The organism is Caulobacter sp. FWC2, assembly GCF_002742625.1.
GTDB lineage: Bacteria > Pseudomonadota > Alphaproteobacteria > Caulobacterales > Caulobacteraceae > Caulobacter.
In genome coordinates, this window is the sequence record NZ_PEBF01000001.1 from 2828841 (window position 1) to 2848710 (window position 19870).

The window sequence follows — 19870 nt, forward strand, 5'->3', positions numbered from 1 at the left end:
CCCTTCAACACTATGTGGAAGTCGATCCATGGCCACGACGGCGAAGACCAAAGCCAAGCTTAAATCCGCGCGCGCCGCCACCAAGGCGCAAGCCGCGCCGAAGACCCGCGGACCCGACGCGATAGCCTTGCTGGAGGCTGATCACCGCGAGGTCGAAGACTATTTCGAGACCTATGAAAGCTTGACCGATGCGACCGAAAAGAAAGCCTTGGCCGACAAGATCTGCCTGGCGCTGAAGGTCCACACCCAGATCGAGGAAGAATTCTTCTATCCGCCGGCCCGCGAGAAGACCGGCGACGGCGACCTGATCGACGAGGCCGTCGTCGAGCACATGGGCGCCAAGACCCTGATCGCCCAGATCGAGGCGGGATTGCCCGGCCAGCCGCTCTACGACGCCAAGGTCAAGGTGCTCGGCGAGCAGGTGCGCCACCATGTCGAGGAAGAAGAGCAAGAGCTCTTCCCGGAGGTGCGCGCCACCGATCTCGATCTGGACGCGCTGGGCGCCAAGTTGGCGGCGCGCAAGGCCGAGCTGATGGCCGCGCTGGCTCCGCCGCCGCCCGCCGCCTGATCCCAACCTCAGTTCCGCCGCCCTCCCAACGCCAGGACAACCCATGCCCAACACGCCCAAGACCCCCAAGACGCCCGCGCCGCCGATCCAGGCGCCCGACACCACCGTCGGCATCGAGACCCTCGTCGCCCCTGGCGGCGAGCTGCATCAGCAGGCCAGCGACGAGGCCACCCAGCTGACCACCAACCAGGGCGTACCGATCGCCGACAACCAGAACTCGCTGAAGGCCGGGGCTCGGGGCCCGGTGCTGCTGCAGGACTTCATCCTGCGCGAGAAAATCATGCACTTCGACCACGAGCGCATCCCCGAGCGCGTGGTCCATGCGCGCGGCTCGGCCGCGCACGGTTTCTTCGAGTGCCTGGAGGATCTGTCGGACATCACCACCGCCGACTTCCTGCAGCGGCCGGGTGAGCGCATTCCGGTCTTCACGCGGTTCTCGACGGTGGCCGGCAACAAGGGCTCGATGGACCTGGCCCGCGACGTGCGCGGCTTCGCCGTCAAGTTCTATACCCAGCAAGGCAATTTCGATCTCGTCGGCAACAACATCCCGGTGTTCTTCATCCAGGACGCCATCAAGTTTCCCGACCTGATCCATGCGGCCAAGCAGGATCCCGACCGCGAGTTTCCCCAGGCCCAGACCGCCCACGACACGTTCTGGGACTACATCTCGCTGACGCCCGAGAGCATGCACATGATCATGTGGATCATGTCGGACCGGACGATCCCGCGCTCCTACCGGATGATGGAAGGCTTCGGCGTCCACACCTTCCGCCTGGTCAACGCGGCGGGTCAGAGCACCTTCGTGAAGTTTCACTGGCGGCCCAAGCTCAATTCTCAGTCGGTGGTCTGGGACGAAGCGGTCAAGATCAACGGCGCCGATCCGGACTTCCACCGTCGCGACCTGTGGGAAGCCATCGACACCGGCGACTTCCCCGAATGGGAGTTCTGCCTGCAAACCTTCACCCAGGACCAGGCCGACGCCCTGCCCTTCGACGTGCTGGATCCGACCAAGATCATCCCCGAGGAGGTCATTCCCCTGCGGGTGGTCGGCCGGATGGTGCTGGACCGCAACCCCGACAACTTCTTCGCCGAGACCGAGCAGGTCGCCTACTGCGCCTCGCACGTCGTGCCCGGCATCGACTTCACCAACGACCCGTTGTTGCAGGGGCGCCTGTTCTCCTACCAGGACACTCAGCTCAAGCGCCTGGGCTCGCCCAACTTCCATCAGATCCCGATCAACCAGCCCAAGTGCCCGTTCCACAATCTGCAGCGTGACGGCCACATGCAGATGAGCGTGCCCAAGGGCCAGGTGAACTACGAGCCCTCCAGCTTGGGTGAGGACATCAAGCGCGAGAGCCAGGCCAGCGGCTATCGCACCTTCCCCAATCCCGAGAGCGGCGAGCAACTGCGGGTCCGCCCGGAAACCTTCGCCGATCACTACACCCAAGCCCGTCTCTTCTTCAAAAGCCAGACCGAGCCAGAACAGAACCACATCGTCTCGGCCCTGATCTTCGAGCTGTCGCGCTGCAACGTGCCGCGCGTGCGCCAAGCGGTGCTCTCGCGCCTGATCAATATCGACGAGACCCTGGCCGCGCGGGTCGCCGCCGGTCTGGGCGTTCGCGATCCGATCGTCCCGGCGCCCGCGCCGATCCCGGCTGGCGACATGGAGCCCTCGCCCGCCCTCAGCATCCTGGCCAAGGCCGTCCCGGGCCTGGTCGGACGCAAGATCGGCGCGCTGGTGACCGACGGCGTTGACGACGCCTTGCTGGCCGAGCTGAAGGCGGCGGTCGCCGCGGCCGGCGCCAAGTTGGCGATCATCGCCCCGACCATCACCGGCGTCGTCACCGCCGGCGGTGAACTGGTGCCCGCCGACTTCCGCGTCGACGGCGGCCCGTCGGTCCTGTTCGACGCGGTGGCCATCCTGCCGTCGGACGCCGGCGGCGCGGCCCTGGCCGAGGAAGCCACGGCGGTGAACTTCGTGCGCGACGCCTTCGGCCACCTGAAGGTCATCGCCTACCTGCCCTCGGCCGCCCCGCTGTTCGTCAAGGGCGGGCTCTCCGACGCCAATCCAGACGCGGACGCCGGCCTGATCAACCTGCCCGTCAAGGCCATTGGCGACTTCATCGCCGCGGCCGAAGGCGGCCGGATCTGGGGCCGCGAGCCCCTGGTCCGAAAGGTCTTCTAGGCCCCGGGCCAAGCCGTCTCGGCGCGCCCGTCAGGGCGCGTCGGGGCGACCCGCGCCGCTCCCCCGTCCCGCCACGCCCGTCGGCGGCGACAGCTTTTCCGTAAGACCGCGCGTTCGCGCCGCGGCCGCCTTCGCGGCCGCTTCTTCAATCAAGGTCCGCCATGCCCCTGACCGTCCTCGCACGCTGGACCCTGTCCCTGGCCTCCCTCGCCGTTCTGGGCGCCAGCTTCTATCTCCTTTGGTCGTGGTGGGACGGCGCATGGTTGGTGGACGCCGCCAGCGTGGCGCATCATCTGCGCCAGCCCTGGCGCCTGTGGACGGGCCTTGGACTCCTGGCCTGGTCGTTCCTTGGCCGCTCGCCAATCACCTGGCTGCTGGCCAAGCCCGACAGCGATCCGACCCGGCCCGAACGCGGCGATCATCAGATGATCGCCAGCCCGACGGGATCGACGCTCTATGTCGAGATCTCCGGTCCCGCCGACGCCCCGCCGGTGATCCTCACCCATGGCTGGGGCCTGGACAGCACCATCTGGTATTATCTGCGCCGTGACCTGGCCAAGCGCTTCCGGGTCATCGTCTGGGACCTGCCGGGCCTGGGTCGCTCGCGCGCCGCGAGCGGCAAGGCCATCGACCTTAGCCACTTCGCCCAGGACCTGAAGGCGCTGCTAGCCCTCACAGACGGCAAGCCCGCGGTGCTGGTGGGGCACAGCATCGGCGGCATGACGCTGCAGACCCTGGTGCGCGACCATCCAGAGGTCCTGGCTGGCCCCGTCGCGGGCCTGGTGCTGGTCAACACCACCTACACAAATCCTCTGCGCACCATGGTGCTGAGCGGCTTGGCCCAGGCGCTGCGATGGCCCTTGCTGGAGCCGATGTTCCGTTTGGCGATCTGGCTGCAACCCTTGGCCTGGCTCAGCGCGTGGCAGAGCTATCTGAGCGGCTCGGCTCACCTGGCCAATCGCCTGGGCTTCGCCGGAGAGGTCACGCGCAGCCAGCTTGAACACAACACCCTCCTGGCGACGCGCAATCCGCCGGCCGCCTTGGCGCGCGGCAACCTGGCGATGTTCCGATGGGACGCGCACGGCGCGCTCCAAGGCATCGCCGCGCCCATCCTGATCCTGGCCGGCGACAGCGATCTGGTCACCAAGCGCGAGGCCAGCCAGGTGTTGGCGCAGGCGGCGCCGGCCGCTCGCCTGGAGGTGATTTCCAACGCCAATCACATGGGCTTCCTGGAACGTTCAGCGCTTTACAATCGCCAGATCGAGGCCTTTTGCGAGACCGCCCACGCCCAGGCGGCGGCCGACCGCGAGCCCACCCGCACTCAGGCCTGATCTCGGAAACCAGCCTTCCGCTCGCGCATTTTGCCGGTCAGATCTTCGACGTTCGACGCCAGGGGAGCGCGATCATGAACCAGCCGATCAATCCACCGACCGTCCGCGGATCAGGGCGGCGCGAGCTTCCCGCCTACGTCAGTAACGGCGTGATCGGTCTGCGCGTGCGCGAGCTGCCGCTGACGTCCGGCATGACCTTGGTGAGCGGATTCAGCGGCGAGCATTTCGAGCGGCGGATCGAGGCGGCCGCCGTCGCGCCCTACCCCATCGCCGGCGACATCGCCATCGACGGGGTGTGGCTGTCGGACGTCCCGCACCAGGCGGAGAACCTTGAACAGGACTACGATTTCGCGTCAGGCGAACTCACGACGCGATTTGAATTTCGCGCCGAGGGCCGCTTGGCCAAGGTCGAGGTCTTGACCTTCTGCAGTCGGCAGGATCCGACGCTCGTCTGCCAAGAGGTCGCCGTTACGCTCGACGGCGCCTGCGCCTTGGGCCTGCGCGCCGCCATCGACGCGGGCGGGGTCGATGGCCGGGCGCTGCGCCACAGCCGCCAGACACCCGGTGAAGCCGAGCCGGCCACGGATGGAACCCTGCTTTGGGAGGCGGCCGGCGCCCTGTCCACCTGCGGCCTGGCGCTGGTCACCCAGGTGCTCGGCGCCGGCGATCTGCAACCCGAACGGCCGCCGCTGCGCGACCACCGCCTGACGAGCGAATATGGCCTGCGCGCCCGTGCCGGACGCACGGTGCGCTTGCGTCAGATCGCGTCGGTTATCCCCAGCGCCATGCACGCCATGCCCGATCAACAGGCCGCGCGCCTGGCGGCCAAGGCTGGCGCGGATGGGTTCGACCTTATTCGCAAGCAAAACCGGTTGGCCTGGGACGAGCTCTGGAAGGGGCGCATCCGGGTGACGGGGGCCAGCGAGCGCTGGCAAGGCCTCATCGATGCGGCCGTCTTCTATCTCAACAGCTCGGTCCACGCCTCCTCGCCCGCTTCGACCTCGATCTTTGGCTTGGCGACCTGGCACGACTATCACTACTATTTTGGCCATGTGATGTGGGACATCGAGGCCTTCGCCGTTCCCCCGCTTTGCGTCCTCCAGCCCCACGCGGCCGCCGCCCTTCTGGCCTACCGCAGCGAGCATCTGGCCGGAGCCCGGCGCAACGCCCAGATCATGGGCCGCCGGGGGCTGCAGTTTCCCTGGGAGAGCGCCCCGGCCAGCGGCGAGGAAGCCGCGCCCCTGCCCGGCTCGGCCGCCTGGCACGAGGATCACGTCTCGCTCGACGTCGCCCGGGCTTTCGCCCTCTTCGCCGATGTCACCGGCGATCGCGAGTTTCTGCGCACCCGCGCCTGGCCGGTGCTGTCGGGCGTCAGCCAGTGGATCGCCAGCCGGGTGACCCCGACGCGCGACGGCTATGCGATCAACGCCTCCATGGGCATCGCCGAGCGGGAAAATCCGGTCGACAACGCCGCCTTCACCAACATGGGGGCGGTGGTGGTGCTGCGCGAGGCCGTGCGGGTGGCCCAGGCCCTGGGCCTGGAAGCCGATCCTGCCTGGACGACGATCGCCGAGAGCCTGCACATCCCGATGCGTGGTAAGGCCGTGATCTCGCATGACGCCTACCGGACAGACGAGGAGAAGGGCGCCACGCCCGACCCCCTGATGGGCCTCTTCCCGTTCGGCTTTCCGCTCGACGCCGATCACGAGCGCGCGACGCTGGATCTCTATCTTGGCCTGGCCCAGGACTATATCGGCAGCCCGATGCTGTCGGCGCTCTACGGCGCCTGGGCGGCGCGGTCGGGCGACCGGTCGCTGGCGCTGAAGCTGATGGAGGACGGCTATGGCGCGTTTTGCGTCGGCAGGTTCCTGCAGACGCTGGAGTACAGGGCCGACCGTTTTCCCGAGCAACCGCAGGCCGGGCCGTTCTTCGCCAATATCGGCGGGTTTCTGACCGGACTGCTGTTTGGATTCACGGGCCTGGAACCGGGCCCGGAAGACGACCCGCAAAGCTGGTCCCGGCGTCCGGCCAACCTTCCGGCCGGCTGGACCGCGATCGAGGTCGATCGCCTGTGGATCCGCGGCCGGCCCATGCGCCTGACCGCGCGCCAGGGGGAACTCGCCGAGTTGAGACCCGTTGCGGGCCAGGTCATGGCGTTGTCCTGATCGACGCGCAGACGCCCACGGCCTCCTGATCCGCCGCCGAGCGCGGAACGCCCGGTGGCTAGGGGCTTTGAGAAAGACGCATGAGCTTTCCCAACCTGGAACGACCCGCCGCGACGCGCGGCGGGTCGTCTTTTCAGCGCATCGTTCGACTAGGACTTCGTCTTGTCGGCCGCCTTGCCCAAGGCGTTGGTCTTGGCCGCCGTGCCGGCTCCGGCCTCATCATCGGCGTTGGTCGACCGGTCCAGCTTGGTCACCATCTGGGCGTGGTGCTCGAGCTTGGGAGCCGTCTGCGCCGCGAACGCCTTGACCTCGGCGTTGTCGCCGGCCTTGGCGTAACCGTTGAAGGCCAAGAGGGCCTCGTGGTGCGCCATGGTCTGCTGATCAAGATAGCGGTCGTCGAAGTCCTTGGCCGCCGCGCCGGTGAGGTTGTCCAGCATGCCCTTGCGACGCTCGTCCAATGCCGCCGGAAGCGGACCTGGCGCCTTGCCGGCCGCCACCAGGGCCTTGAGCTTGGCGTCGGCCGCGCTGTGATCGTCGATGATCATCTGGGCCGCCGCCTTGACGTCGGGGTTTAGCGAACGCTTCAAGGCGAGCTTGCTGGACTCGATCTCATAGAGCCCGCCGATCGCCGCATCCTTGACGAAAGCCTCGGTGTCCAAGGCGCCCGCCGCCCCGGTCGCCACGCCCGTGGCCGCGGCGGCCACGTCCTGGGCGATATTGACCGGTTCGTTCTTCTGTCCCTCGGCGCGCTGTTCGCCCGGTTTTGGCCCACAGGCGGTCAGCAACAGGCCGGCCAGGCCCGCGACCATCACTCCACGGTGCATCATCTTGCCCTCCATCGAAGATCCCGTCGATCTTCCGCCAAGCTCAACGCAAACCTGGCAACGGGGTTCTCTGCGGGGCTTTGGTCCCCGCAGAGACGCGCGGAAAGGGCCCCTGGAGCGATCCAGGGGCCCTTAAACCAAGGTCTCGTCGAGGCGCCGGGCTAGAGCGCGCGTCGGCCCGCCAGCAGGTGGTAGATCCACAGCACGACCACCGCGCCGATCGTGGCCACCAGCAGGCTGTAGAGATTGAAGCCGGTCACGCCGGCGCTGCCGAACTGGTTGAACAGGAACCCGCCGACCACCGCGCCAACGATGCCCAGAACGAGGTCGAGGACCAGGCTGCCGCCCGTGCGGCTGACCAGCTTGCTGGCGATAAATCCCGCGACAAGGCCAAGAACGACCCAAGCCAGAATGGACAAGGTTCTTCCTCCGATGTGATGCGCCGTCACCGGCTGAAGCCTTCAAAAGCGCCTCCCGCCCGAATGGTTCCCGCCGCGGTTCGCGTCGCGAGGGCGCGGCCGAGGGCGGGCGTGGCGCGCCGGACACGATCTCGAGCCTTCGCGCCGTTTACCGTGAAAGCCGCTTGCGGCGGTCCGCGATCAAGCCAACTCTTGGACAGTTTCCCAGGTAGCCCGATGATCTTGGTCCAACGCCACGTCGCCAACGACAACCGCCAGGTCTCGCGCGCCTTGGCGGCGCTGGTTGTGGCCCTGACCGCGCTCTTTGGCCTGGTTGTCGCCGTCGTTTTCCTGGGAACCAGCCCGATGCCCGCGGCCTCGGGGTCGGGCCGGACCTCCTCGGCCGCCAGCAGTTCGGCGCTGGCAGACACCCCCGCCTGCAGGGCCGCGCTGGCGCGGGCCCGGGCCAGCCAGGCCTTAGGCGGCCAGGAGGCGGTGGCGGCGTCCACGGCCATGCTGCGGGTTTGCCGAGGCGCGTAAAGTCCGGCCAGACCGGAATCCTTTGTCGCCCTCGCGCGTTGACAAGGCCAAGGAGCCCCTCATGACCCAGGCCGCCAACGACGATCGCCGTTTCAGCGTCCACGCCCGACACGCCGGGCCCCATCACGCGCGCATCGTCCAGGAACCGAGTTTCGAGGCCGCAGCGGTGGCCTATGTCGAGGACCTGGCCATCGCGCCCGATGACGGCGGCGAGATCAGCGTCGTCGTGCGCGACCTGGACACCCACCACGAGCACTGCTTCCGCATCGACCTGGAAACCGGCGAAACGGCGGCCTGCGGATAGCGAAACGAATCACCCGGCTCGTCGTTGAGTCCGCACGCCCCTCTCGACACAGGCCCGGTGGGCGGCAAGGAACCTCGACATGGCATACCGCCCGACCTGGCAAGGACATCTTCGGCTCTCGCTCGTGACCTGCCCGGTGGCGCTCTATACGGCCACCAATGCCGGGGGCGAGGTCCATTTCAACCTGATCAATCCCAAGACCAACAACCGCATCAAGATGATCACGACCGACCCCGACACAGGGCCGATCGAGCGCGCCGACCTGGTCAAGGGCTATGAGGTCTCCAAGGGCGAATACATCCTGCTGAGCCAGGACGAGATCAACAGCGTCAAGCTGGAGAGCACCAAGACCATCGACATCGAGAAGTTCGTGCCCGCCGAGGACATCGACCGGGTCTATTGGGACAATCCCTATTATCTGGTCCCCGACGGCAAGCTGGCCCAAGAGGCCTTCGCGGTGATCCGGGAGTCCATGGCCAGGGCCGGCCAGATCGGTATCGGGCGGGTGGTGATGTCCAGCCGTGAGCGCATCGTGGCCCTGGAGCCGCGCGGCAAGGGCATCCTGGCCTATACCCTGCGGACCGACGCGGAGGTGCGCAAGGAGGACGAGATCTTCGGCGGGATCAGCGACAAGGATCCCGATCCTCAAATGATCGCCATCGCCCAGAAGATCATCGAGCAGCAGGAAGGCCCATTCGATCCGTCCCAGTTCGTGGACCGCTATGAGGAAGCGCTCAAGGAGCTGATCGCCGCCAAGCAGAAGGGCCACAAGGTCGCCAAGGTCGAAGAACCCGAAGACACCAATGTCATCGACCTGATGGCCGCCTTGCGCGCCAGTCTGTCGGCCAAGGACGCGCCGGCCGCCAAGGCCCCGGCGAAGGCCGGCGCGAAGGCCAAGGCCGCCGAGAAGCCCGCCGCCAAGACCAAAGCCAAGGCTCCCGCCAAGACCGCGCACAAGAAGGCGAGCTAGGCTAGGCCTCTCCGCCGTTCGCGCGATAGTCCCGCCGCGCCTTGTCCAGTTCGTCTTGCGCCGCTTTTCGCGCCTTGGCCCAGCGCTGTCGCGCGGCCAGGGCGTCGGCTTCCAGCGCGTCGCGACGGCGCTGGAGTTCCCCCTCTTCGGCCAGGCGCTCGGTGTTGAGGGCCGTGAGCCGCTGCTCGGCGGCGGCGAGGCCTGAGCGGTCGGGCGGCGGCTTGAAGGCTGGCGCGGGTGGCGGCGCAGCTTCCTTGGCCACCAGTTTCAGCCGTGGCTTGGGACGCGAAGGCCCGGCCGGCGCCTGGGGCAGCCCCGGCTCCAGGCTGAAGGGGTCGTCCGATCCCACGGCCCGACGCAACGGGATCTCCGGATGCGCCAAGGCCGCGGCGACCGCGTCAGGATCGTCGGTCACCTTGGCTCGGCCCTCGGCGAAGAGGTTCTGGCGGATGCCCCAGGCGGCCAAGGCCGCGACCTGGCTGGGCGCGGCGACCACCGAGTCATGGAAGCCGAACTGGGCCTGGAAAACCTTCAGGCGTCGCGCCGGCGCCTTAGCCATGGCTAGACCCGACCCAGGCGCTGGATGGCCGGTTCGAGCGGCCGCTCACCGTCGCAATAGTCCTCCCAGGCCGTCAGCTTGCGCACGAGGGCCGGGACGGTGCGAACGGTGTACTTGGCTGGGTCCAGCCCTTTCTTGACCTGGGTCCAGGAGATCGGCATCGAAACCGGCGCGCCAGGGCGGCCGCGCGGCGACAGCGGCGCCACTGCCGTGGCCATGCGATCGTTGCGCAGATAGTCCAGGAAGATCCGTCCGCCGCGATCCTTCTTGGCCATGGTGATCAGGTAGCGTTCGGGGTCATCGGCGGCCATCGCCTTGCAGACATCGCGGGCGAAGGCCTTGGCGATATCCCAGGTGAGCCCCTCGGCCGACAGCGGGGTGACCACGTGCAGGCCCTTGCCGCCGGTCGTCTTGCAGAACGAGACCAGGCCTAGGTCGGCGAGGCGATCGCGCACCTCGCGCGCGCCCTCGATCACCCGGTCGAACGGCACGTCGGGCGCGGGATCCAGATCGAACACCAGCCGGCCGGGCTGTTCGGGCAAGAAGGGTTCGCTGTTCCAGGGATGCAGCTCCAGGGCTCCGACCTGGGCGGCGGCCACCAGGGCCTCGACCTTGTCGAACTGCAGGTAGGGCTTGCGGTCGCCCCAGACCTCCACTTCGGTGATCAAGGCCGACTGGCCCTGGCCGGTGTGGCGCTGGAAGAACTTCTGCTCGCCCTCGATGCCGTCTGGCATGCGGATCATCGAGCAGGGTCGGCCACGCACGTGCTCGATCATCCAGGCGCCGACCGCCTCGTAATATTGCGCCAGGTCCAGCTTGGTGACCAGCCGGCCATCGCCCGCGTCCGGCCAAAGGGTCTTGCCGGCGTTGGAAATAGTCTGGCCCATGACCACGGCCGAACCCTTTGGACTGACGGTCGGCGATGTGACCGTCGCCGCAGCGGAGGCGGCCTTCTGGGCCTTGGGCTCGGCCACCTTGGCGCCGGCCGGCGCGGGCGTTTCGGCCTCGACCTCGGCGGCCGGCTTGTCCGCGCGCAGCCCCTTGAAGGCGGCTTGTCGGATCTGGCCGTCGGCGGTGAAGCCTTCGTACTCGATCTCGGCGACCAGTTCGGGACGCACCCAGTGGACCTCGCCGAGCCTTCCGGCCCGGCTCTTGCCCTCCTTGCCGTCGAACGGCGACGTAGGGGTTTCCAGCGCCTTGAGCCGCGGCAGGATCGTGGCGACCTTGTCGCGGCCAAACCCGGTGCCCACCCGGCCGACATGGATGAGCTTGCCGCCCTGGTGCACCCCGGCGATCAGCGAGCGAAAGGCGCCGTTGGTCGTGGTGTAGCCGCCGATCACCACCTCATGGCCGGCGCGGCACTTGGACTTGGTCCAGGTTTCGCCGCGCCCCGAGCGATAGGGCGCGTCCAGGCGCTTGGAGACGATGCCTTCCAGATCCATGCGGCAGGCCGACAACAGCACCGCGTCCCCGGCCGTGATGAAATGGTCCACATAGCGCAGACGCGGCCCCGCGCCGTCGACATGGGCGGCCAGCCGGTCCTTTCGCGTCGCCAGCGGCAGGTCGCGCAGATCCTCCGGGCCCTCGAACAACTGGTCGAAGACGAAGAACACCAGGTCGGCGGTCTTGCCCTCGGAAATGGCCGCTTGCAGGGCCGCGAAATCCGGCGCGCCGCTGTGATCCAGCGCGCAGATTTCGCCGTCGATGATCCCGTCGCCAAGCGCCGCGCCGGCCGCGGTGATCTCGGGGAACTTGGCCGACCAGTCCAGGCCCTTGCGCGTGCGCAAGGTCGCCTTGCCGTCCACCGTGCGCAGTTGCATGCGGTAGCCGTCGAACTTGATCTCGTGGGCCCAGCCCGGCCCGGCGGACGGCTTTTCGACCGGCTTGGTGAGCTGCGGCTCGACGAAGTCTGGCAGGACCTTGACGGTCTTGGTCTTGGCCGGCGACGAGGCCTTCAGCGGCTTGATCAGGCCCGCCGGGGCGCTGTCGTCGCGATCGCTTTGCCAGACCGCACCGGCGTCGGCGCCCTCCCCGGTCATGAACGGCGTGGCGGCCTTGCCCTTGCCATTGGCGATCTCGGTCATGGTCCGGCCCGAGGCGATCGAACGGTCCTCGTCGGTCGGACCGCCGGGATTGCCGGGCTGGGCGGCTTCGTCGCGATGTTTGATCAAGATCCAGCTGGCCCGGCCGCGGCTGTCGCGCTTGGTGCGCACGATCACCCAGGAGCCGTGCATGCGTCCGCCTTCCATGACGAACTTCAGCTCGCCCTTGCCCAGCGCCGCGCCGATCTTTTCGAAGCCCTTTTCAGGCGCCCAGTAGCCGCGATCCCACAGCATCACCGTGCCGCCCCCATACTGGCCCTTGGGGATCGTGCCTTCGAAGTCGCCGTAATCGAGGGGATGGTCCTCGACCTCCATGGCCAGCCGCCGCTCGGCCGGGTCCAGCGAAGGTCCCTTGGGCACCGCCCAGGACTTGAAAGTCCCGTCATATTCCAGGCGCAGGTCGAAATGCAGGTGACTGGCGGCGTGCTTCTGGATGACGAACCGCAAGGCTTGCGACGGCGCGACCTTGACCTTGCCCGACGGCTCGGCCGTCTGCGAGAAGTCGCGCATCGCCTGGTATTTCGAAAGCTTCGACGGGGGTTTCGCGACGGCCATGTGGATCCTCCAGGGCTTGAACGGCCAGCCAGGCCTGGCGATCCTTGATCGCGCTTCAGATCACGCCGCGGATGAGGCCCAAGGCCTTGGCTTCCTGGGCTTCTAGGTACCAATTGGCGGGGGCCCGCTGGAGCACCTCCTCCATGGTCACGGCCGAACCGCGCACGAGGTTCTCAAAGCCCTCGTTCTGGATGGCGATCGAATGCTCGATCTCGTGCAGCAGGGCCCGGACAGACGCGACGCACGTGGTCAGGGGTCCGTTGATCTGCAGCGTCTTGTCCAGCTTGCGCTCGTGGATCATCAGCCGCGCGCCCCGCGTCAGATAGCGATTGGGCGTGGCGAAGAAGCTCATGAAGGTCGCGCCGGCCGAGTAGATCGCCGCCTTGCCCAGAAAGGCCAGCCGCCGCTCGGGGCGCACCTCGCTCTGGAAGCGGATATCCTCGCCCATCATCCGGGCGACCTCGGGGTCGCCGCCTAGGGTCGATAACTCCACGACGACCAGGCCCTGCGCCGGGGCCGCGTCGAGCTGGTCGCGAAAACTGTTGTACATGGCGTAGTCGACAGGGCCGGCCAGCCGGATGCGCGGACCGGCGAAGTCGGCGGGGCCAAGCGTCAGGCCATCGTCGGCCGGCGCCTGGGCGATATCGTAGCCCATGGTCTCAAGTCCTATAGGTGTTAGGCGGCCTGGCTGAACCGGGCGGGCGCGGCCAAGGTGTAGCGCTCACCGCGCCAGGCCCCGAGCAGGCCGCCGTCGGCGTCGAGGATCCGGATTTCGGCGAGCCAGCCCTTGACCTCATGGCGCATGGCCAGCCATCGCGCCCGGGTCTCGGCCTTTGTGAAGTCGTCGAACGTCAGGCCTTCGGTCGCGTCCTGCTCAGTCAGACGCCAGCCGCCGCGTCCAGGCCTGATCTCCCAAACCTGCATGGCGTTTCAACCCAGCGGCTTTTGATAGGTTTCCGGCTCGCCGACGGCGCCGAGCACGGCCTGAAGCCGCGCCACCGTGGCCTTGGCCGCGTCCAGGGTCATCGTGCTTTGGAAACCGTTGGGACCGGTGATCACCACGCCGCCGTCGATCACGTCGGCCTGGAGAGGAGTATCGAGGATTTGCTGTGTCATGGCGTGCAAACGCAGAAAGCGAGACCGGGTTTCAGCGCCACGGCCGTCCGGCGAAAGGCGCCCGCTTCCCTCGTGCGAACGCCCTGCAACTAGCCTTGCCATGGGAACCGCCCTCGCCCTCGTCCCTTGATCTTTCGACGCTTTTACGGGAGCCGACACATGTCGATCGTGGACAAGATACTGGGCGCCGTCACCCCGCCGGAATCCGAAGAGGCCCGGTCCAAGGCGACCGCCAAAGCCCGCGCCGCCGCCGCGCCTGGCGACTGGTTGTCGATGGCGCTCGACCATCACGGTCAGATTCGTTCGGCCTTCGAGCGGGCCAAGAGCGCGGGCTCCGCCGAGGACCGCTTGGCGGCGTTCAAGGCCCTGGCCACCGTGCTCAATGGACATTCGCTGGCCGAGGAGGTGGTGCTCTACCCGGCCCTGGCCAAGAATGGCGAAAAAGCTCATGCCGGTTTGGCCTATACCGAGCAGACCACGGCCAAGATGCAAATGGCCGAGTTGGAGCGCATCAATCCGGCCGACGCGGCCTGGCGCGATAAGCTCGAGCACATCCAGGGCGCGGTCCTGCATCACATGTTCGAGGAGGAAGGAACCTGGTTTCTGGAGCTGAAGGAAAAGGCCCCCGACCAGGATTTCCTCACCAAGCGCTTTGCCGAGGAATACGGTCGCTACGTCTTCGGCGTGAGCGAAGCCCCGCAGGGTCAGGCCGCCGCTGAACCCCGCTCGTTCGCCGACCAGACCAGCGAGGTCAGCGGCGCGGCCAGCGGCGAAAGCGACGCCGCCCTTGAAGAGATCGGCCGCTCCGACGCGGGGCCCTTGCAGCTTGGCGATCGCACGCAAGACGAGGCTGGCGGCCGCCCCTAGGCCGGCGACAGGGCCGCGACAGCCTGGGTCACCGCCTGGGGCGCGGCGTGGTGGATCATATGGCCAACCCCGGGCAGGAGCGTGAACCGGCCGCGCGGCGCTAGGGCCGCCAGCATCTGTCCGTGCAACAGGTTGTTGACGACCAGGTCGGCCGACCCGCCTAGCACATGGAGCGGCGCCGCCAAGCTCGGCGCGCAGGCCAGCAACGCCATCAGGTCTGGACCGACCGACAGGCTGTCTTCACCCGCCCATCGCGTCGCCTCCGCCTCGCCGGCCAGAGCGAAGGGGAAGTCGGCCTCCAGCCGCGGGGGCATGGCCTGCGGGAGGAACATGGCGCGCCAGAGCAGCGGCAGCAGCCGCTCGTCTAAGCCCGCGTGGCGCCAACCCGACAGCCAACCGCCGAGCACCGGCGCGCCGCGCGGTCCAAACAGCAATTGCTCCAGCCGCGCTTCGGGCAGGACCAGGGGGGCCAGCGACACCACGCCATGGACGCGCTCGGGAGCGGCCATCGCCATGGCCAGGGCGACAGGCGCGCCGAACGAATGGCCGACCAGGACGGCGGGGCCCAGGTTCAAGGCCTCGAGCGCCTGGTTCAGCCGCCGGGCCTGGCGCAGCACCCCCGCGTCCAGGCCGGTGCGGCGAGGGCTTTGGCCAAACCCTGGACGATCCAAGGCGATGATCCGGTAGTCGGCCAGACCGTCGGCCAAGGCCATTAGCATGTCGTCGAGCGCCGTCAGGACGCCGTGCACGAGGACCACCAGGCGATCACCGGTCCCCACCTGGGCGTAGGCGATCGGACCACCATCGGTCTCGACCCGCCGGCGCATGAAGGGCCGACCGGGCCGACGCAGCAGCCCGTCGCCCGACACCGGGGTCGAGGCGGCCAGAGGGCTCATGCGCGCCGAACCAGCGAAATCTTGGCCAGACCCGCAAGCCGGCCCGCCGCTGGTCCGGCGCGCTGGCTCATCGGTAGAAGCTTTCGGGGACCTGGCCGCCGTTTTCAGCCAGCTTCTTCATCACCGCCTTGTGCAGGGCGATGTTCTGCTCGGCGCTGCCGGGTTCGCCGGCATGGACGTTCAGCTCGTCGGCCAAGCCCTTGCGCGCCTCCAGGCTGGAATCCAGCCGCAAGAGCTTGAGCAGGTCGACGATCGACGCACGCCAGTTGCCGCCGCCGCCCTCGATCTGCGCCATCGAGGCCAGCACGGCCTCGACATCGACCGGCGCGGGGCTCGACGCCGTTGTCGCCGCAGCCGTGGCTTGGGGCGCGGCCGCGGGCGGCGCCGAGCCCTGGCCCGCCGGGGCGGCGGGCGCGGCGCGGTCATGGTGGAAGATTTTGTCGACAATCTTGGAGAAGAGACCCATCAGGCGCTCCCTATCAAATGATGACTAGTGAGCGCTGGAGGCCAGGCCCTGGACGTGTTCGAGGTGGGCCTTGATCTTGGGCAGCGCCTTGGCCGCGCCGCCCTTCAGGCCCGCGTCATCGCCATGGTCGGCATAGCCCTGCATCAGGGTCAGGGCCTCGTTATGGGCGGCTTCCTGCTGGCTGATGTAGACCTTGTCGAAGTCGGCGGGCGCGGCGGCGCTGAGGTTGTCGATCAGGCCCTTGCGGCGCTCGTCCAGGCCAGCGGGCGCGGTCTTGCCGGCGGCGATAATCAGCGGCTTCATGGCGTTGGACAGCGCGGTGTGGTCGGTGACCATCTGCTTGCCGAACGCCTTGACGGCGGCCGACTGGCCTTTGGTCTGGGCGATCTGGCCGGCCTGGATCTCGTACATGTCGCTGATGGCGGCGTTGGCGACGAAGGCGTCAGTGGAGGCGGGTCCGGTCACCGCGGCGGCGGTCCCCACGGCGGTCGAGGTGGCGTCCTGGGCGGCGTTGACGGCGGCATTGCCCGTGCCGGGATCGGTCGGCGCCGGCGCGGCGTCCTTCTTCTGGCAAGCGACAAGCGACAGGGCCGACAAGGCTGCGGCGGCCAGTAGGGTGTGACGAGCCATGGGTGGCGTCTCCGTGGTTGGGGATGTCCCCTGAACGGAGCACGCCTGGCAACGTTCCCGTCGCTCGCCTCGAGGATGGCAAGACAGCGGTGGAGCTATGGCGAAGCGCGCTGGCGTCTCGAATTCCACAGCCGTGCAGTCCATCCGGCGAACTGGCGGTCAGCCAGTGTCGCCGATCACACGCTCGCGCGGATGCTGCGGCGCCAGGAGCGGCGCGAGCCAGGGTTCGCGGCGCACCGTCCAGCTTTCATATTGCGGGCCAAACCACCCTGTCGCGTCGAAGCTGCCCAGGGAAAGCTCGTACTCCCGGCCGCTGTCTCCGTGGCTGTTTTCGGCCAGGACGCGCCCGCCGCAGGTCCCGCAGAAATAGCGGACATAACCGGGCGAACTTTCCCAGGCCGACATCGCCCCTGTGATCTCGACGTCCCGTGGGTCGTAGACCACGAAGGGATTGAAGGCGGCGGCATGGGCCTTGCGGCAGGTCATGCAGTGGCAAAGCCCGCCGCGTTTGGGCTCGGCCAGGGTGTTGAAGCGGACGGCTCCGCAGGCGCAGCCCCCCGCGCGGCGTTCAGACGTCATGGCGATCCTCCCTGTGGGGCCCTCTAGCCCTCGGCGCCCCCGGGCCAGGGGGCTGAGCGGTCCATGCGCCGTCCTGGCCGCGACGGAGGCCTAGGGTCTGGGTCTGACGGCCAGCGCCACGACCGCGGCGCCGACGCCGACCACCAGCGCGTCCTCGATAAGGCCGCTGCGGGTCTGCCCCAGGCCGGCCATGGCCCGCTTGCGCCCGGCCAGGGTGAGGTAGGCCAGGGGCGTCGCGGTCGCCACGGCGATCAGCGCGCCGGCCCGCGCCTTGCCGCGTGGGGCCAGGGCGGCGCCGGCGATGCCGGCGCTCAGCGCCCGCGCCAAAAGGCCCAGGAAGACCGTGCGGTCAGGCGCGGACTTCATCTTGTCGCCCAAGAGCTCCCCCGCCCCCATGGCCAGGGCGCCGAACTTGAACACGGGGTGGTCGAGAAGCAGCAGCGGGCCAGGCGTGCGCGCCCCCGCCAAGCGCGCGGCCGCGAGCGCCGCCATGGGGGTCATCGACCGCGCGCTGGCGACCGCGCCGATCAGGGCCGAAGGCCAAAGCCGAGAACTGTTCATGCCGGGCTCAACTCGCCAGGGCGCGCAAAGGTTCACGCCCCTGGGCCGCCCCGCCGCACCGAACCGCACAGGTCTCGTCCGCGGAACCGCCGGCGGGGCTTTGGCTTTCGAGAGCGGCAAAGGAGATCCCATGCCCCCTGCCCCGAGCACGCCAGACGCGCCGCAGACCGCCATGATCGAACTGACGGGTGGTCGCGTGACCTTGCGCGCGGAGGTTCGCGTCACGCCCAAGGGCCTCCTGGCGGTCGGCGCTCTGGTTTCCGGCGTCCTTCTGTCCACGGCGGCCCTGGTCTGGACCGCCACGTCGGTGGCGCGGCGCCACCCCTTGGCCACGCGCATCAAACCAAGATAGGCCGGTCGTTCAAAAGCCCCGCCCGTAAGCCAAGGCGGCTAACCGGCGGCTGGGCGGTCCTGCGCGCATTGGCGCCCTGGGAGGCTCTCCGGGCGCCACCGTCCATTTGACCCTAGGCCGTCCCGCGACCGTGAACGTGGCGCGCGCAACGGCGTTAAAAAGCCCAACGGCGCGCTCTTGCGTCCATCAATATGGAGTCTGCGATGTTCACCCCTGAGGTGCTCTGGCCTATCGGCGCCCTGCTCCTGCTCGGCGTCCTCATCTACGGGATGATCCAATACAAAACGCGCAACCGGCGCAACGATCCCATCACAGAGGCGGCGGCCAAGCGTCTGTTCGACGATCCGGCGAGCTATGACGAGGCCACCCGAGCGGAGCTGGAAAAGGGCGTGCGTCCATCCTAGCCGCCCAGCCGCCCGGCCTCGGATCGCCATAAGTCGCCTGAACCGCCGCCGCTAGGCCGCGCGCGTCAAAGGTGGAGCCATGGCGGGCGCGGCGGGGCAGACGAAGCGGCCCGCCACCGCGCCGTCTCGCAGCCGCAGTTCCAGCAGGCAGTCGAGGCCGGCTTGGCTCAGGCGATCGGCAAGGGCCCGCGCCGCGCCTTCAGCCTGGGCGCCGCTCCTGTAGAGCATGGGATTGTCAAAAAGCGCTGGGCAGCGAACGGCCCAGCCCGCGCCCTGGGGCGCGACCGAAATCATCGTCGGCATATCGCTACAACACACAAGACAAAAGGCGGCGGCCGGCCTTCCACCGGCCGCCCAACAGTTAAGCCACACTCATGGCGTCCAGGCGCCGCAAGGCGTCGAGCACCTCGCTCAACGGCACGGGCGCGTGGGTTCCCAGCAGCCATCGGTGGGTGGGTCGATCCTCCACCGCGCTGGCGTCCGAAGCCCAGGCCGCGAGAATCTCGCGCTTGGCCTCGGCGTCCAGGTCCGCGTCCTTGACGACTTCCAGGGGGTGGAGAAATCCTACCGCAGGGCGGCAGGGCCATGGTGCGCGCTTGGCGATCTCAGGGCCGGCAAGCCTGATGAGCCTCCGTCGTCAGGCCGCTTTGCGGGCTTTTTCAGGCCCGGCCAGGCGCTGCTGCGAGGCTTGCCCGATCTCGATGCGGCGGGGCTTCAACGCCTCGGGGATCTCCCGCTCGAGTTCGATGGTCAGCAGGCCGTCGGCATGGCTGGCGGCCCGCACGACGATATGATCGGCCAGTTCGAACCGCCGCTCGAACCCGCGCATGGCGACGCCGCGATGCAGAAAGTTACGCTGCCCCTCCTCGCCCTTGGCCTTCTTGCCGGAAATCACCAGCAGATTGGGTTGGGACGTGATCTCCAGTTCGGCCGGAGAGAAACCGGCGGCGGCCAGCGTGACGCGGTAGCTGTCCTGGCCGGTCTTTTCGACATCGAACGGCGGATAGCTGGTGTCGGCGCTGCTGCTGAGAGCGGCCTCCAGCACGTCCGCCATGCGGTCGACGCCGATCATCGAGCGGTACAGGGGGGAAAGATCAAACGCAGTGCTCATTTCCATCTCCTCGCAAGCAAGTTGGACATGAGGGACGCCCGAAGCGTTCGGCGCCCCAGAACCGAACCCCTGAGGCATTCGGCGCAACGAAATCTAATATACGCCAAGCCGGCGTCAATCACCCCCAAGCACATTTTTTTCGATCACACCCAGCGCGGCGTCGCGCGGCCTCCGTTGCTCTCAAACCCGAGCATAGCGCCAGCTTCGGGAGGTGACACAGATCGTCAATACAGTATTGATGCCGCTATCTGCAGCTTGACGGCGTGACATCTCAACCACCTCGCTCTGACCTCTTGAACTCGGGGCGACAGGGCCCCGCGCCCGGCTAAACCATGCCTTGGCGGGCTGAGACGGCCGATCCTTTTGGCGCCGGCGGCGTGGACCGGC

The 19870-nt window shown here is 68.2% G+C and carries 24 protein-coding genes; 10 read left to right on the forward strand and 14 right to left on the reverse strand.

The genetic code is table 11. The features are described from left to right. Window positions 1-28 precede the first annotated feature (28 nt). The 4 genes from CSW62_RS13590 to CSW62_RS13605 all read left to right on the forward strand — a co-directional run bounded on the left by CSW62_RS13590 (window position 29) and on the right by CSW62_RS13605 (window position 6249). Entirely contained in the window at window positions 29-568 is a 540-nt protein-coding gene (locus CSW62_RS13590) for a hemerythrin domain-containing protein (protein ID WP_099578622.1), read from the forward strand. A 43-nt stretch (window positions 569-611) separates the two neighbouring features. Beyond that, entirely contained in the window at window positions 612-2753 is a 2142-nt protein-coding gene (locus CSW62_RS13595) for a catalase (RefSeq protein WP_099578624.1), read from the forward strand. Between the two features lie 161 nt (window positions 2754-2914). After that, window positions 2915-4084 carry an alpha/beta fold hydrolase gene (locus CSW62_RS13600; RefSeq protein WP_099578625.1) on the forward strand — a complete coding sequence of 390 codons (1170 nt, stop codon included), beginning with the start codon at window positions 2915-2917 and terminating at the stop codon, window positions 4082-4084. A gap of 74 nt (window positions 4085-4158) precedes the next feature. After that, complete coding sequence (locus CSW62_RS13605; protein ID WP_099582294.1) at window positions 4159-6249, forward strand: glycoside hydrolase family 65 protein; 2091 nt, start codon at window positions 4159-4161, stop codon at window positions 6247-6249. A 149-nt stretch (window positions 6250-6398) separates the two neighbouring features. Here CSW62_RS13605 and CSW62_RS13610 read toward each other — a convergent pair whose 3' ends face one another. Then, window positions 6399-7076 (reverse strand): DUF4142 domain-containing protein, encoded by a 678-nt coding sequence (locus CSW62_RS13610; protein ID WP_158235435.1) that lies wholly within the window; start codon window positions 7074-7076, stop codon window positions 6399-6401. 158 nt (window positions 7077-7234) lie between these two features. Then, window positions 7235-7492, reverse strand: coding sequence for a GlsB/YeaQ/YmgE family stress response membrane protein (locus CSW62_RS13615; RefSeq protein ID WP_099578627.1), 258 nt, complete (start codon window positions 7490-7492; stop codon window positions 7235-7237). Window positions 7493-7708: 216 nt separating this feature from the next. Here CSW62_RS13615 and CSW62_RS13620 point away from each other — a divergent pair, with 216 nt between their 5' ends. From CSW62_RS13620 to CSW62_RS13630, 3 genes are all read left to right on the forward strand, one after another. Further along, window positions 7709-8011 (forward strand): hypothetical protein, encoded by a 303-nt coding sequence (locus CSW62_RS13620; protein ID WP_099578629.1) that lies wholly within the window; start codon window positions 7709-7711, stop codon window positions 8009-8011. Window positions 8012-8072: 61 nt separating this feature from the next. Next, complete coding sequence (locus CSW62_RS13625) at window positions 8073-8315, forward strand: DUF5961 family protein (RefSeq protein ID WP_143324392.1); 243 nt, start codon at window positions 8073-8075, stop codon at window positions 8313-8315. A gap of 79 nt (window positions 8316-8394) precedes the next feature. Beyond that, window positions 8395-9285, forward strand: coding sequence for a Ku protein (locus tag CSW62_RS13630; RefSeq protein ID WP_099578632.1), 891 nt, complete (start codon window positions 8395-8397; stop codon window positions 9283-9285). Between the two features lies 1 nt (window position 9286). On the opposite strand, the gene CSW62_RS13635 is transcribed toward CSW62_RS13630, so the two are convergent. The 5 genes from CSW62_RS13635 to CSW62_RS13655 are packed head-to-tail and all read right to left on the reverse strand — an operon-like array spanning window position 9287 to window position 13617. Next, the gene (locus CSW62_RS13635; RefSeq protein WP_099578634.1) at window positions 9287-9844 is read right to left on the reverse strand and encodes a cell envelope biogenesis protein TolA; all 558 of its coding nucleotides are present in this window, start codon (window positions 9842-9844) and stop codon (window positions 9287-9289) included. A 2-nt stretch (window positions 9845-9846) separates the two neighbouring features. Then, a complete protein-coding gene (gene ligD, locus CSW62_RS13640) occupies window positions 9847-12501 on the reverse strand; it encodes a DNA ligase D (protein ID WP_099578636.1) in 2655 nt (884 codons plus the stop codon). A 55-nt stretch (window positions 12502-12556) separates the two neighbouring features. Further along, window positions 12557-13156: a ClpP family protease gene (locus tag CSW62_RS13645; protein WP_099578639.1), complete on the reverse strand. Its 600-nt coding sequence runs from the start codon at window positions 13154-13156 to the stop codon at window positions 12557-12559. A gap of 20 nt (window positions 13157-13176) precedes the next feature. Further along, window positions 13177-13425, reverse strand: a complete 249-nt coding sequence (locus tag CSW62_RS13650; RefSeq protein WP_099578641.1) for a hypothetical protein — start codon at window positions 13423-13425, stop codon at window positions 13177-13179. Window positions 13426-13431: 6 nt separating this feature from the next. Further along, on the reverse strand, window positions 13432-13617 hold the full coding sequence (locus CSW62_RS13655) for a hypothetical protein (RefSeq protein WP_099578643.1): 186 nt from the start codon (window positions 13615-13617) through the stop codon (window positions 13432-13434). A gap of 159 nt (window positions 13618-13776) precedes the next feature. On the opposite strand from CSW62_RS13655, the gene CSW62_RS13660 reads away from it, so the two are divergent. Continuing rightward, on the forward strand, window positions 13777-14484 hold the full coding sequence (locus CSW62_RS13660; protein ID WP_099578645.1) for a hemerythrin domain-containing protein: 708 nt from the start codon (window positions 13777-13779) through the stop codon (window positions 14482-14484). Here CSW62_RS13660 and CSW62_RS13665 read toward each other — a convergent pair. From CSW62_RS13665 to CSW62_RS13685, 5 genes are all read right to left on the reverse strand, one after another. Further along, a complete protein-coding gene (locus CSW62_RS13665; RefSeq protein WP_099578647.1) occupies window positions 14481-15380 on the reverse strand; it encodes an alpha/beta fold hydrolase in 900 nt (299 codons plus the stop codon). The genes CSW62_RS13660 and CSW62_RS13665 overlap by 4 nt on opposite strands. Before the next feature lie 67 nt (window positions 15381-15447). Further along, complete coding sequence (locus CSW62_RS13670; protein WP_099578649.1) at window positions 15448-15846, reverse strand: DUF3597 domain-containing protein; 399 nt, start codon at window positions 15844-15846, stop codon at window positions 15448-15450. 24 nt (window positions 15847-15870) lie between these two features. Beyond that, on the reverse strand, window positions 15871-16476 hold the full coding sequence (locus CSW62_RS13675; protein WP_099578651.1) for a DUF4142 domain-containing protein: 606 nt from the start codon (window positions 16474-16476) through the stop codon (window positions 15871-15873). Between the two features lie 159 nt (window positions 16477-16635). Next, the gene (locus CSW62_RS13680; protein WP_099578653.1) at window positions 16636-17055 is read right to left on the reverse strand and encodes a GFA family protein; all 420 of its coding nucleotides are present in this window, start codon (window positions 17053-17055) and stop codon (window positions 16636-16638) included. A 90-nt stretch (window positions 17056-17145) separates the two neighbouring features. Beyond that, complete coding sequence (locus CSW62_RS13685; RefSeq protein WP_099578656.1) at window positions 17146-17616, reverse strand: hypothetical protein; 471 nt, start codon at window positions 17614-17616, stop codon at window positions 17146-17148. Between the two features lie 130 nt (window positions 17617-17746). Between CSW62_RS13685 and CSW62_RS13690 the strand changes: the two genes are divergently transcribed. Together CSW62_RS13690 and CSW62_RS13695 are read left to right on the forward strand one after the other, a co-directional pair. Continuing rightward, window positions 17747-17968 carry a hypothetical protein gene (locus tag CSW62_RS13690; protein WP_099578658.1) on the forward strand — a complete coding sequence of 74 codons (222 nt, stop codon included), beginning with the start codon at window positions 17747-17749 and terminating at the stop codon, window positions 17966-17968. Window positions 17969-18171: 203 nt separating this feature from the next. Then, window positions 18172-18372: an HIG1 domain-containing protein gene (locus tag CSW62_RS13695; protein WP_099578660.1), complete on the forward strand. Its 201-nt coding sequence runs from the start codon at window positions 18172-18174 to the stop codon at window positions 18370-18372. 51 nt (window positions 18373-18423) lie between these two features. Here the strand turns inward: CSW62_RS13695 and CSW62_RS13700 are convergent, their stop codons facing one another. Then, on the reverse strand, window positions 18424-18600 hold the full coding sequence (locus CSW62_RS13700) for a hypothetical protein (RefSeq protein ID WP_233206684.1): 177 nt from the start codon (window positions 18598-18600) through the stop codon (window positions 18424-18426). Window positions 18601-19009: 409 nt separating this feature from the next. Continuing rightward, entirely contained in the window at window positions 19010-19483 is a 474-nt protein-coding gene (locus CSW62_RS13710; RefSeq protein WP_099578666.1) for an Hsp20 family protein, read from the reverse strand. Window positions 19484-19870 lie beyond the last annotated feature (387 nt).